This window comes from Pseudomonas violetae (assembly GCF_023072615.1).
Classification (GTDB): domain Bacteria; phylum Pseudomonadota; class Gammaproteobacteria; order Pseudomonadales; family Pseudomonadaceae; genus Aquipseudomonas; species Aquipseudomonas violetae.
Genome location: NZ_JAKNRW010000003.1, coordinates 134250 through 147243 on the forward strand (window position 1 = coordinate 134250; position 12994 = coordinate 147243).

Here is a 12994-nt window from a genome sequence, read left to right on the forward strand (position 1 = left end):
CGATTGCCCTCTGGCTTATCCCGCGCGGAAGCCGTTACTGTGCGCGCAAAGAATAATTCTCATTGGGGGAGCGTATGAAGGTGTTCTGGGGGCTATGGAAGCTGCTGAGCCTGTTGTTCTGGGCGGTGGTGGCGGTCAACTGGCTCATGCCGTTTGTCTTCCCGCTGAATCTGCTGGTCCAACTGGCCGGTGGCCTGCTGGCTATTCTTCATCTTCTGGAAGTGCTGCTGTGCAATCGCAGCCTCAAGGATCGCCCCCATCAGTGGCGCGATCGCCTGAAGATTGTGTTTTTCGGCGTATTCCACCTGCAAACCATTCCGGCTCCTACCGTATCGAAGGCTTCCCATGCGTAATCTCTGTCTGCTCGCCGCATTGATCAGTCCACTGGCTTGCGCTCAGGTGGTGAGCGTTGAAACCAACTCGCTCATGCGCTTGCCCAACACCGCGAGCACTTTGAAACTGGAGCGACTGGAAGTTGCCGACTACGGCACCTTGCTGATCCCCTCGAATGTCACCGAAGTCACGGTTGGTGAGCTGCGCCTGGGGCGCGAAGCGCGGATCGCCATCGTGCCCAGCGAGCAGGCGCTCGATTTAAAGGTCAGTCGTGCCGAGTTGTCTGAAGGCAGCCAGATCACTGCTCGCGGTGCGCCGGGCACTTACCTCAAGGCGGCCCGTTCGGGGCGCAACCTCAACTTGCAGATCAAGGCATTGAATGCCCCGCAGTTGGCGCTGGACGCCCGGGGCGGTGCGGGGGCACCAGGATTTGTCGGGCTTGACGGTGCCAACGGTCAGGCGCCGGGTTGCACTTGGGGCCAGGCCGGTCGTGGAGCGGACGGCAGTGATGGCAGCGATGGCCATGCAGGGGCGCCCGGTGCACTGGTCAGGCTGGAAGTGCCTCGCGATTATCCCCTCGAACAGATCAAGGTCGAGGTGGCCGGCGGTGCGGGTGGCCTCGCAGGGCCCGGTGGCAAGCCGGGTGCCGGCGGCAAATCCAAAGGATGCATTGTCTATCGCGCGGAGGGTGGCAAGGCTGGTCGTCCGGGTGTCGATGGCCAGCCAGGTCCTGCAGGGGCGGCGGGTTCGGTGACTTTGCAGCGTTTGTAAGCCCTTTGTGATGTTGCGATTGTCATCGCGAGCAAACTTTTCTCCCTCAGGGTCATGACAACCCTGGGGGAGATTCTATGTTGCAAGTCTCCTCAGAACATTGGCCGAGCCGCCGCAATCCCTACCAGCAGCAACCCGACCAGCAGATTGATCCCCACCAGCCGGCGAATCCTCCCCAATACCGCAGCGCCCGCCGGCCAGTCCTGCGCCGTCACCACCGTGCGCAGTTCAGGCAACATCAGCGCTTGGATGCGGATAAACAGCGCGGTCATCACCACATACAGCCCCATCATCACCTGTACATAACGCGGCGCGGTTTCAAAACCGGAATATTGCAGATGAATCATGCCCACACCGCTGACAGGCAACACCACGACCGCGACCCAGATCCAGCGGAAAAAACCTGTGAACACCTCGACCCACAGTTTCAGTCGGGCAGGGCCTTCCAGCGCCTTCATGGCAGCCGGACGCAAGACCATCCAGGCGAAAAACATGCCGCCAACCCATACCAGGGCCGACAGGACATGCAGGCTGTAAACGATGGCAAAAAGTGTCATTGGGGTACTCCGTTCTGCGCGGGATTAATTAGCGGGGTATGATAGCGGCCGAACCGAACCACTGAAAATTTATCCAGCGTTTTTTGCGCCCGACAATCCATGATCAGCACCGAACTCAAAACCACGATCCAGGGCGCCTACTCGCGTTTTCTCGAGGCCAAGAGCCTCAAGCCGCGCTACGGCCAACGCCTGATGATCGCCGAAATTGCCAAAGTCCTCGGGGATATCGACACCGACGACGAGGGCCGGCGCAGTGGCGACCCCGCGATTGTCGCCGTGGAAGCCGGCACCGGTACCGGTAAAACCGTGGCCTATAGCCTGGCGGCAATACCGACGGCCAAGGCCGCCGGCAAACGGCTGGTGATCGCCACGGCGACCGTAGCCCTGCAAGAGCAGATCGTCTACAAGGACCTGCCCGACCTGATGCGCAACAGCGGGCTGAATTTCAGCTTCGCCCTGGCTAAGGGACGCGGACGCTACATGTGCCTGTCCAAGCTCGATATGCTGTTGCAGGAAGGTCACGCGCAAACTGCCACGGCACAACTGTTCGAAGAGGAAGGCTTTCGAATCGAAGTCGACGAGGCCAGCCAGAAGCTGTTCACCAGCATGATCGAGAAGCTCGCCGGCAATAAGTGGGATGGCGATCGTGACAGCTGGTCCACCGCCCTGGAAGACGCCGACTGGGCACGCCTGACGACCGATCATAGCCAGTGCACTAACCGCCATTGCCCCAATTTCGGCCAGTGCGCCTTCTACAAGGCCCGCGAGGGTATGGGCAAGGTCGACGTCATCGTCACCAACCACGACATGGTGCTGGCCGACTTGGCGCTGGGTGGTGGTGCCGTCCTGCCGGACCCCCGCGACACTATCTACGTGTTCGACGAAGGCCACCACCTGCCGGACAAGGCGATCGGTCACTTCGCCCATTACACGCGCCTGCGCTCCACGGCCGACTGGCTGGAGACCACCGCCAAGAACCTCACCAAATTGCTGGCCCAGCACCCGCTGCCAGGCGACCTGGGCAAGCTGATCGAGCAGGTCCCGGAGCTCGCGCGGGAGATCAAGACCCAGCAGCAGTTCATGTTCACCGCCTGTGAACAGGTGGCCGATTTCAAACCGGGCGAAGACGTGGAAGGTCGTGAGCGACCTCGGCATCGCTTCGTCGGCGGGGTGATTCCCGAGCACATGCGGGAAATGGGCATCGAACTGAAGAAAGGCTTTGCCCGCCTGAATGACGTATTTACCCGTCTCACCGAGTTGTTGAAAGAAGGCATGGACGGCGAAGTCAACATCGGCATCGCCAGCAACCAGGCCGAAGAGTGGTATCCGCTATTCGGCAGCCTCCTGTCCCGGTGTACGGGCAACTGGGAGTTGTGGACGGCGTTCACTGCCGAGGACCCCGAAGACAACCCGCCGATGGCCCGCTGGCTCACCCTGGCCGAAAGTGGCTCGCTGTTCGACATCGAGGTCAACGCCAGCCCCATCCTTGCGGCGGAAATGCTCCGGCGCAACCTCTGGAACGTGGCATACGGAGCCCTGGTGACCTCGGCGACCCTGACCGCACTGGGTACGTTTGACCGTTTCCGCATGCGTGCCGGGCTGCCGAAAAAAGCCGTGACGGCGGTGGTCCCGAGTCCGTTCCATCATGCCGACGCCGGCGTGTTGCGAGTGCCGGATTTGAAAGCCGACCCACGGGACGCGCCCGGGCACACTGCGGCAATCATTCGCGACCTGCCGCAATTGGTCGAAGGTTCGCGCGGCACCCTCGTACTGTTTTCTTCGCGCAAACAAATGCAAGACGTGTTCGATGGGCTTGATCGCGACTGGCGCAAGCAGGTGTTTATCCAAGGCAACCTGTCCAAGCAGGAAACCTTGAACAAGCACAAAGCGCGGGTCGATGGGGGGGATTCGAGCGTGCTGTTCGGTCTCGCGAGTTTCGCCGAGGGCGTGGATTTACCGGGCGCCTATTGTGAACACGTGGTGATCGCGAAGATCCCGTTTTCGGTGCCAGACGACCCGGTTGAAGCGGCCCTGGCTGAATGGATTGAAGCCCGTGGCGGCAATCCTTTCATGGAAATCTCGGTGCCGGACGCCTCGCTAAAGCTGGTCCAGGCCTGCGGACGGCTGCTGCGGACTGAAGAGGACCGCGGCACAATCACCCTGCTTGATCGGCGTCTGGTTACCCAGCGTTACGGCAAAGCCATCCTCAATGCGTTGCCGCCATTCCGTCGTGAAATTTCCTGATACTCCGGTGGGCAATTTTGCCCACCGTGTTGTCTATCTCTCTGCCACCGCTTTTCCATTGGCCCTTTAGGTCGTTAGGGAGAACCTTGTTCCTATGATTCGCCGTTCGCTGCGCCATTCGTTACCTGCTGGGGTTTTTGCCCTGATGTTCGCAGCCCCTTTGCTGGCGGCCCCTGCCGGCCAACAGACGCTGTTCAACTTTGTGCGCCCTGCTGACGTTGTTCAGGTAGCGACACAGGACGCCAGCCTGCCGCAGTCCAATGCGGAGCAAACAGCCGAAGGCGAAGTGCTGCGCCGGGTGACATTCAATCCGGTGGCGCAACCGACGCTGCGCCTGACCCCGCAAAGCGGTGCATGGGACTGGTCGCAGTCGGGCGTCATGAGCTTGCGCGTGCAGAGTGCGATGAACTGGGCGCTGACCCTCTATGTGAAGATCCAGAGCAATGATGGCAAAACCTTGGTCAGCCGCGTCGACTTGCCGGCCGGCCCAGCGCAAACCTTGCTGGTGCCGCTGCAACCGAGCTCGCCGCTGAGCCTCGGCATGAAAGCCGGGCCGCCGATGCCGATCACTGTGGATGGTCAGCGGGTACTGTTGGTCAGCAGCGCCGGTGAGCTGGATCGCAGCCAGGTGGTGTCGGTGACCTTGTCGATGGATCACCCGAAAGTCGCCCAAAGCATTCTGCTCGAGCGCTTTGGTGTTCAGGGCGGCGAGGAAGTGCTTCAGGCCGCGTATGGCGGCCTGGTGGATGCCTACGGTCAGTCGACTCGCTCCAAGTGGCCCGAAAAAGTCAGTGGCGACGAGCAATTGAAAAACGCTGCCGCCAAGGAGCAGCAACAGCTGAAAGCCTGGCTGGCGGAGCGCGAAAAATCTTCCCTGGACAAGTTCGGTGGCTGGACCAAAGGACCGCAATTCAAGGCCAGCGGATTTTTTCGCAGCGAGAAGCGCGAGGGTCGTTGGTATCTGGTCACGCCGGAAGGCCACCCTTTCTATTCCCTGGGCGTGAACACCGTGACCCCAGATGTCGATCAGACCTACATTGCGGGTCGCGAGTGGATGTTCGAGTCCCTGCCAAAGCCCGATGAGCCGCTGGCCAGCCATTACGGCGAAGGCGACAACCGCGGGGGTAATGGAGCGGACAAGGGGCGTGGCTACAACGCCGGGCGCTGGTACGATTTTTACGGTGCCAACCTGCAGCGTTTGTACGGGCAGCCCTGCGTCGTGACGAGCAAAACCAAAGCCGGGGTTGCCGAGGCTGCCAAGGCCGACGCTGAAACCGCCGAGAAACCTGCAGCCGCTCCTTGCGCGCCGGAAGTCTTCGACGACAAACGCTGGACTGCTCACACCTTGGATCGCCTGCAAGCCTGGGGATTCAACACGCTGGGCAACTGGAGCGCGCCGATGCTGGGTGATGCCGAGCGAGTGCCGTACACCGTGCCGTTGTCGATCGTCGGCGATTACGCGAGTATCAGCACGGGTACGGACTGGTGGGGCGGTATGCCCGATCCATTCGACCCGCGTTTTGCGATGGCCACCGAACGTGCCGTGGCCATCGCTGCCCGTGATCATCGTGACGATCCATGGCTCATTGGCTACTTCGCCGATAACGAACTGGCCTGGGCAGGTCCCGGCGATGACCCGAAAGCTCGTTATGCGCTGGCTTATGGCACCCTGAAGATGACCACCGATGTCCCGGCCAAACGCGCGTTCCTCAAGCAGCTACGCGACAAGTATCGCAACCAGGCAGGCCTGTCCAAAGCCTGGGGTATCGACCTGCCAGCCTGGGAATTGATGGAAGACCCGGGTTTCGTGCCACCGCAACCGAGCGCGGAGCACCCCGAAATTGAAGCGGACTTCAAATACTTCCAGAAGGTCTTCGCCGACACCTACTTCAAGACCATTTCCGACTCGCTGAAGTGGCACGCGCCCAATCAGCTACTGCTTGGCGGCCGTTTTGCCGTCAGCACGCCAGAGGCGGTCGAGTCCTGCGCCCAATATTGCGATGTGTTGAGCTTCAATATGTACACGCTGCAACCTCAGGATGGTTATGACTTCGAGAAACTGCGTGGCCTGGACAAGCCTGTGCTGATTACCGAATTCAACTTCGGCTCGGCTGATCGTGGCCCGTTCTGGGGCGGCGTGACGCAACTGGCGAAAGAGGAGGACCGTGGGCCGGCTTACGCGCACTTCCTCAAACAGGCGCTGAGCGAACCATCGATTGTCGGGGTGCACTGGTTCCAGTACCTGGATCAACCGGTCACCGGGCGCTTGCTGGATGGCGAGAATGGCCACTTCGGGTTGGTGGGCATCACCGATTTGCCGTTCCAGGATTTTGTCGACAGCGTGCGCAAGAGCAACCTCGCCACTGTCGATCAACTGACCAAAGAGGCCGAAAAGGCCCGGCGCGCTGCGAACAAGGCCGGCCATGATGCTGAAGGCGGACGCAAAGGCGAGGCCGGTAAGGCTGCGAAGTAACCGACCGCCGGGCCTGCACCTGTTCCCAAAACCGTCAATGGCTGGAACAATGCGGCCACTTTGTAGAGTATGAGTCAGGGGAGTTGCGGGTGCAGATTCAGGGTCATTACGAACTCAGGTTCGAAGCCGTACGCGAGGCTTTCGCGGCGTTGTTCGACGATCCCCAGGAGCGTGGCGCAGCGTTGTGTATCCAGGTCGGCGGGGAAACGGTGGTCGATCTTTGGGCCGGTACGGCTGACAAGGACGGCAGCGAGGCCTGGCATAGCGACACTATTGCCAACCTGTTCTCCTGCACCAAGACCTTCACCGCGGTCACGGCCCTGCAACTGGTCGCCGAAGGCAAGCTGCAACTGGATGCCCCGGTTGCCCGCTACTGGCCCGAATTCGCGGCCGCAGGTAAAGAATCGGTAACCCTGCGCCAACTGCTGTGCCATCAGGCAGGGTTGCCGGCCTTGCGCACGGTGCTTGAACCACAAGCCCTCTACGACTGGCAAACCATGGTCGATGCCCTGGCCGCCGAAGCACCCTGGTGGGAACCGGGTACCGGTCATGGCTACGCCGCGATCACCTATGGCTGGCTGGTCGGCGAATTGCTGCGCCGTGCCGACGGTCGTGGACCCGGAGAATCGATTGTCGCGCGGGTTGCGAAGCCGTTGGGGCTGGATTTTCATGTCGGCCTGGCTGACGAAGAATTCCATCGGGTGGCGCATATCGCCCGCGGCAAGGGCAATGTCGGCGATGCTGCGGCCCAACGCTTGCTCCAAGTTACCATGCGCGAACCCGCAGCGATGTCCACTCGCGCCTTCACCAATCCGCCGTCGGTCTTGACCAGCACCAATAAACCCGAGTGGCGCCGTATGCAGCAGCCGGCGGCCAACGGCCATGGCAATGCGCGCAGCCTGGCCGGGTTCTACGCCGGACTGCTGGACGGTAGCCTGCTCGAAAGCGAGATGCTCGACGAGCTGACTCGCGAGCATAGTGTCGGCGACGACAAGACTTTATTGACCCGGACCCGTTTCGGGCTGGGCTGCATGCTCGATCAACCGGACGTTCCCAACGCCACCTATGGCCTCGGCCCGCGGGCGTTCGGGCATCCGGGTGCCGGCGGTTCCATCGGTTTTGCTGACCCGGAACACGATGTTGCCTTCGGTTTTGTGACAAATACACTGGGGCCGTACGTCTTGATGGATCCACGCGCACAAAATCTTGTGCGAGTACTGGCCACTTGTCTGTAAATCCAGTCGTCAGGCCTCCAGGCCGGAACCTGACAACCTTTTTAGTTTCAAATCGTGTGTTTATACGGGCCAGTCAGGCCTGATTTTTTATTACTTCATTTTGTGGATATCCAATGTCATCCAATAAAACTTTCGCCCTGGCCCTGTGCTTCGCCATAACCGGTTGCGCACAGACTCCACAGAATGATGCAGATGGCGGTAGCTGGTGGCCATTTGGCTCCGCCGACAAAGTGGCGGCGAAAGAGCCATCCCCGGCACCGGCCCAGCTCAAGCCAGCAGCTACTGCACCGGTCGCCAAGGCCGAAAGCTCCAATCCCTGGTATTGGCCGTTTGGTTCGGAAGAAGTCTTGGATAAGAAGTTTGATGAAAAACCTGAAGCCAAGCCTGTTGAAGTTGCCAAGGCCGAAGCTGAGGCCGATGGTAAATGGTGGTGGCCGTTCGGTGGCAAGCATCAGTCTGCCGCCAAGGTCGTTCCCATGCCTGATCCGAAAGCCACCCAAGCCTGGCTCGATGACTACGAACCGCGCCTGCGCACCGCGATCAAGGACAGCAAACTGCAACTTGAACGCCGTGAAAACGTGCTGGTAGTCACAGCGCCGGTCGAAGGTTCGTTCAACCCGGACCGCCCAGCCATGCTGTTACCTGTCACCCTGGGACCGTTTACCCGAGTGGCTAAAATTCTCGAAGTCGATCCCAAGACTGCGGTATTGGTGCTCGGCCACAGTGATACCTCCGGGGCCAATCCGGCCAACGTCAAGTTGAGCCAGGAACGTGCCCAGGCTGTTGCGGCGATTTTCCGTCTCAGCGGCCTGCAGCGTGATCGCCTGATGCTGCGCGGCATGGGTAGCGAAGCGCCGCGGGCTGCCAATGACAGTGTTGAAGGGCGCGCCTTGAATCGCCGCGTTGAGCTGCTGGTGACTCCGCAGAACACCATGGTTGCCTTGTTGAGTAAGTACAACATGCCGGCCCCGGCGCCGATGCGCATGGTCGCGGTCCAGGACGTCAAGCCAGCCGTGGCGCCAGTCGCCCCGGCCCCTGCCGCGAAGAAGGCCGATGTGCCGGCCGCGAAAAAAGCCCCGGCCAAGAAATCGGCGACTAAGGCTCCAGCGAAGAAAGCCCCAGCCAAAAGTGCTACTCCGGCCAAGAAAACCGCGCCAGCCAAAGCCAAGGCCACAGCCACTGACAAGAAAGTCGCGGCGACTGACGCTGCAAAAAAGTGATTCGTTAACCAAAAGGAATGCGCCATGACCCAGGGCCTGGCTGATATGCGTCGCGACTACACCCGGGATGGCTTGACCGAGGCGCAAGCCCCGGTCGAGCCGTTCGGGTTGTTCCATCAATGGTTTGCCGAAGCGGTGAAAACCGAACAGCTGCCGGTGGAGGCCAATGCCATGACCCTGGCCACCGTCGATACGGAAGGGCGTCCGCACTGCCGAATCCTGCTGCTCAAGGGACTGGACGAGCAGGGCTTCACGTTTTTCACCAACTACGACAGTGCCAAGGGACAGCATCTGGCGGCGAATCCCTTCGCTGCCATGACCTTCTTCTGGCCGGCTCTGGAGCGCCAGGTGCGTATCGAGGGGCGGGTGGTGAAGGTCTCTCCTGAGGAGTCCGACACCTATTATCAGGTTCGACCCTTGGGCAGCCGTCTCGGAGCGTGGGCTTCGCCGCAAAGCCGGGTGATAGCCGATCGTGCCGAACTGGAAGCGCTGCTCAAGAATACCGAGCAACGTTTCAGCGATACGCAGCCGCATTGCCCCGAGCACTGGGGTGGTTATCGTCTGTTGCCCGAGCGCATCGAATTCTGGCAGGGCCGCCCGAGCCGTCTGCACGATCGCCTCAACTACCGCCTGCAGGGCGCCGACTGGATTCTTGAACGTCTGGCACCCTGAGCAGTCTACCGAGCGGGATAGCCTGCCGCAGTGGCCTTGAGCCACTGCGGCAAGTCTCGACGCTTGATCCCTTGTGCTTGAGCGTTCGCCAGTTGCTGGAGCATGAAGGTTTTTTTTGCTTCGTCACCATCGGCCAGAGCTAGCGCCAGATCACGGTCCATCCAGCTTTTGATCCGCACGTACAACCACCAATGGAAGTACAAGCCGGCGACAGTGGTGACGACAATGATGAAGTAATCCATGAAAATCCTTGGGTCGGTGGCGCAGATCTCGTAACTTGACGCTACTGTGTGGTGAGTTCTAAGGGTGCCTGTACAAGTCCTGAATCAAACCACTTTTATCCGGGCGATGCCGTGACAGGCGTCATGCTGCGGAGTTTAATGAATACCTGTCCTTTGGAGTTGATGCTATGCGTAAGTCTGTTTTGTTGGTTGCTTCCTTTTCCACGATGGCGATGTTGCTCACTGGCTGCCAATCGAGCCTGACCGGTGACTCCTACTCCCGTGACGAAGCGCGTCGCGTGCAGTCGATCCGCATGGGCACCATCGAAGCATTGCGCCCGGTAAAAATCGAAGGCACCAAGACCCCTATCGGCGGCGCCGCTGGTGCGGTGGTCGGTGGTGTAGGCGGTAGCGCCATTGGTGGCGGTCGCGGCAGTATCGTTGCAGCCGTCATCGGCGCAGTTGCCGGCGGCCTGTTGGGTTCGGCCACCGAAGAAGGCCTGACCCGCACCCAAGGCGTGGAAATCACCGTTCGCGAAGACGACGGGAGCATGCGCGCTTACGTGCAGCAAGTTCAGGAAAACGAAGTGTTCCGTGTCGGCGAACGCGTGCGGATCGCCACAGTGGATGGCACGAGCCGCGTTTCGCACTAAGCGCAACCGGTCAAAAGAAAACCCCGATCAGGTAACTGGTCGGGGTTTTTCATTTGCCGCAGGCTGATCCTACGTCCGTGCTGGCGTGGTGCTCTTGCGACTTGCCGCCGCTGTCACCGCATAACCAATCAGCGCCGCCAGGATCGACCCGGTCAAAATACCCATCCGGTCCATACCAGCGAACTCGCTGACACCCGGCTCAAACGCCAGTGAGCCTACGAACAGGCTCATGGTGAAGCCGATGCCGCACAGGATCGCCACCCCTAGCACCTGGCCCCAGTTAGCGCCCTGGGGTAGAGCTGCGATACCGGTTTTAACCGACAGCCACGTGAGGCCGAACACCCCGACAGTCTTGCCCAGCAGCAGGCCGATGGCGATGCCCATCGGTACGTGATGGGTAAAGCTTTCGACTGTCACGCCGCTCAGCGACAGGCCAGCGTTGGCGAAGGCGAACAGTGGCAGGATGCCGTAGGCCACCCAGGGATGCAGGGCGTGCTCCAGGGTCAGCAGCGGCGAAGGCTCGGCATTTTTGGTGCGCAGCGGGATGCAGAACGCCAGGGTCACGCCCGCCAGCGTGGCGTGGACGCCGCTTTTCAATACGCAAACCCAGAGGATCAGGCCGATAATCATGTACGGCCCGAGCTTGACCACCCCCAGCCGGTTCATCGCGATGAGTGCCACAATGCAGGTTCCGGCCAGCGCCAGGGAAAGGGTCGACAAGGTGCCGGAGTAGAAGATCGCGATGACGATGATTGCACCCAAGTCATCGATGATAGCCAGGGTCATCAGGAACAGTTTCAGCGACACTGGCACACGTTTGCCCAGCAAGGCGAGCACGCCCAGGGCGAAAGCGATGTCGGTGGCCATTGGTATGGCCCAGCCATCAAGGGCTGCGGCGTTGTCCCGGTTGAAAAACCAGTAGACCAACGCGGGAATGACCATGCCGCCAATCGCTGCAGCCCCAGGCAGGACGACTTGGGAAGGTTTCGACAACTGTCCGTCGAGAACTTCTCGCTTCACTTCCAGGCCGATCAGCAGGAAGAACAGCGCCATCAGGCCGTCATTGATCCATAGCAGCGCCGGCTTGGCGATGTTCAGCGCACCGATCTGCGCCACCACCGGGGTGTCGAGGAAACTGGTGTACAGCCATGACAGTGGGGAGTTGTTGATGATCAGGGCCAGGGCCGCAGCGGCTATCAGTAATAGACCGCTGGCCGCTTCCAGCTGAAAGAAACGCGTGAAAGTGCTACGCAGAGGCAAGGTCACTCTCCATTGATGGGTTCGAAGGTGGCACACCCTAACCCGTGCTGTTAGTAGTTAAAACAAAAGTTATATTCTTTTTTGCTATATGCCATTACAGCTATGAATGCAGGGCTGGAGGCTGAGCCTAGCAGTTGCCAAACGTATTGAAGCTCAGCTGTATCTGTGCGTGATGTAGGTTTTTTCCTAAGCTTGTGAGCTGGGCCTCGAAACAGGTCAACCGACACCCGATCCGACGAGAAAACCACCATGAGCGACAACCGACAGTGGGCCCGAGAAGCCATCCGGATCATTGAAGCGGACTTCCAGCGTAGCGCCGACACTCACCTGATCCCTTTACCGTTGCCCGGTTTTCCTGGCATCGAACTGTATTTCAAGGATGAGTCGAGCCACCCCACGGGCAGCCTCAAGCATAGACTGGCACGCTCGTTGTTCCTGTATGCATTGTGCAACGGCTGGCTTAAGCCGGGGGCGCCAGTCATCGAGGCATCCAGCGGTTCTACGGCAATCTCCGAAGCTTATTTCGCCCGTATGCTAGGCCTGCCGTTCATTGCCGTGATGCCGGCGACCACGTCCAGGGAGAAGATCGCGCAGATCGCCTTCTACGGCGGCAAGAGTCACCTGGTGGACGATCCGACACAAATCTACGCCGAATCCGAGCGTCTGGCGCGGGAGCACGATGGTCACTTCATCGACCAGTTTACCTATGCCGAGCGCGCGACTGACTGGCGCGCCAATAACAACATCGCCGAATCGATTTTCCATCAGATGCGCTTCGAAAAGCACCCGGAGCCGAGCTGGCTGATTTCCAGCCCCGGCACGGGCGGAACCACGGCGACTCTGGGGCGTTATGTCCGTTATCGTCAACACTGCACCCGGGTACTGTGCGCCGATGCCGAGCGTTCGGTGTTTTTCGATTATTACCAGACCGCTGATGCGAGCCTGCGTCTGGATCATGGTTCACGCATCGAAGGCATTGGCCGGCCGCGGGTAGAAGCGTCGTTTCTGCCCAAGGTGATCGATGCGATGGTCAAGGTGCCGGACGCGCTGTCACTGGCAGCCATGCATTACCTGGCCGGGCGCTTGGGACGGCATGTTGGCGGATCGAGCGGGACCAACCTGATGGGGGCTTTGATGGCGGCCCAACAGATGGCCGCGGCGGGGGAGTCAGGGTCGATCGTGGCGATTCTGTGTGATGGCGGCGAACGCTATGCCGGCACCTATTACGATCAGGCCTGGCTCAAGGCGCAAGGGTATGAATTGAGTGGCTTGATCGATGCCGTCGCGGCCAGTGCCGAGCGTGGTGAGCCGTTGCCGGCGAGCGTGCTGCGCGCCAATATTTAAAGCGCTGCGGC

At 60.4% G+C, this 12994-nt stretch carries 12 protein-coding genes; 9 read left to right on the forward strand and 3 right to left on the reverse strand.

Annotated elements, in window-relative coordinates:
* Positions 1-74 precede the first annotated feature (74 nt).
* Together L9059_RS04955 and L9059_RS04960 are read left to right on the forward strand one after the other, a co-directional pair.
* The gene (locus L9059_RS04955) at positions 75-353 is read left to right on the forward strand and encodes a DUF1145 domain-containing protein (protein WP_247288692.1); all 279 of its coding nucleotides are present in this window, start codon (positions 75-77) and stop codon (positions 351-353) included.
* Positions 346-1104: a collagen-like protein gene (locus L9059_RS04960; protein WP_247288694.1), complete on the forward strand. Its 759-nt coding sequence runs from the start codon at positions 346-348 to the stop codon at positions 1102-1104. Before L9059_RS04955 ends, L9059_RS04960 begins: the two co-directional genes overlap by 8 nt.
* A gap of 92 nt (positions 1105-1196) precedes the next feature.
* On the opposite strand, the gene L9059_RS04965 is transcribed toward L9059_RS04960, so the two are convergent.
* Positions 1197-1661 (reverse strand): CopD family protein, encoded by a 465-nt coding sequence (locus L9059_RS04965; protein ID WP_247288696.1) that lies wholly within the window; start codon positions 1659-1661, stop codon positions 1197-1199.
* Positions 1662-1760: 99 nt separating this feature from the next.
* On the opposite strand from L9059_RS04965, the gene dinG reads away from it, so the two are divergent.
* The 5 genes from dinG (at position 1761) to pdxH (ending at position 9505) form a co-directional block, all read left to right on the forward strand.
* Complete coding sequence (dinG, locus tag L9059_RS04970; RefSeq protein ID WP_247288698.1) at positions 1761-3905, forward strand: ATP-dependent DNA helicase DinG; 2145 nt, start codon at positions 1761-1763, stop codon at positions 3903-3905.
* Positions 3906-3999: 94 nt separating this feature from the next.
* A complete protein-coding gene (locus L9059_RS04975; RefSeq protein ID WP_247288700.1) occupies positions 4000-6378 on the forward strand; it encodes a beta-galactosidase in 2379 nt (792 codons plus the stop codon).
* Positions 6379-6467: 89 nt separating this feature from the next.
* Complete coding sequence (locus L9059_RS04980; protein WP_247288702.1) at positions 6468-7613, forward strand: serine hydrolase domain-containing protein; 1146 nt, start codon at positions 6468-6470, stop codon at positions 7611-7613.
* A gap of 113 nt (positions 7614-7726) precedes the next feature.
* A complete protein-coding gene (locus L9059_RS04985) occupies positions 7727-8833 on the forward strand; it encodes an OmpA family protein (RefSeq protein WP_247288704.1) in 1107 nt (368 codons plus the stop codon).
* 24 nt (positions 8834-8857) lie between these two features.
* On the forward strand, positions 8858-9505 hold the full coding sequence (gene pdxH / locus L9059_RS04990; RefSeq protein ID WP_247288706.1) for a pyridoxamine 5'-phosphate oxidase: 648 nt from the start codon (positions 8858-8860) through the stop codon (positions 9503-9505).
* Positions 9506-9510: 5 nt separating this feature from the next.
* On the opposite strand, the gene L9059_RS04995 is transcribed toward pdxH, so the two are convergent.
* Positions 9511-9747: a hypothetical protein gene (locus L9059_RS04995; RefSeq protein WP_247288714.1), complete on the reverse strand. Its 237-nt coding sequence runs from the start codon at positions 9745-9747 to the stop codon at positions 9511-9513.
* Between the two features lie 167 nt (positions 9748-9914).
* Between L9059_RS04995 and L9059_RS05000 the strand changes: the two genes are divergently transcribed.
* Positions 9915-10379 (forward strand): outer membrane lipoprotein, encoded by a 465-nt coding sequence (locus tag L9059_RS05000; protein ID WP_247288716.1) that lies wholly within the window; start codon positions 9915-9917, stop codon positions 10377-10379.
* 69 nt (positions 10380-10448) lie between these two features.
* On the opposite strand, the gene nhaA is transcribed toward L9059_RS05000, so the two are convergent.
* Positions 10449-11639, reverse strand: coding sequence for a Na+/H+ antiporter NhaA (gene nhaA, locus L9059_RS05005; protein ID WP_247288718.1), 1191 nt, complete (start codon positions 11637-11639; stop codon positions 10449-10451).
* A 249-nt stretch (positions 11640-11888) separates the two neighbouring features.
* On the opposite strand from nhaA, the gene L9059_RS05010 reads away from it, so the two are divergent.
* A complete protein-coding gene (locus L9059_RS05010) occupies positions 11889-12983 on the forward strand; it encodes a PLP-dependent cysteine synthase family protein (RefSeq protein WP_247288720.1) in 1095 nt (364 codons plus the stop codon).
* The last annotated feature ends 11 nt before the right edge of the window (positions 12984-12994 follow it).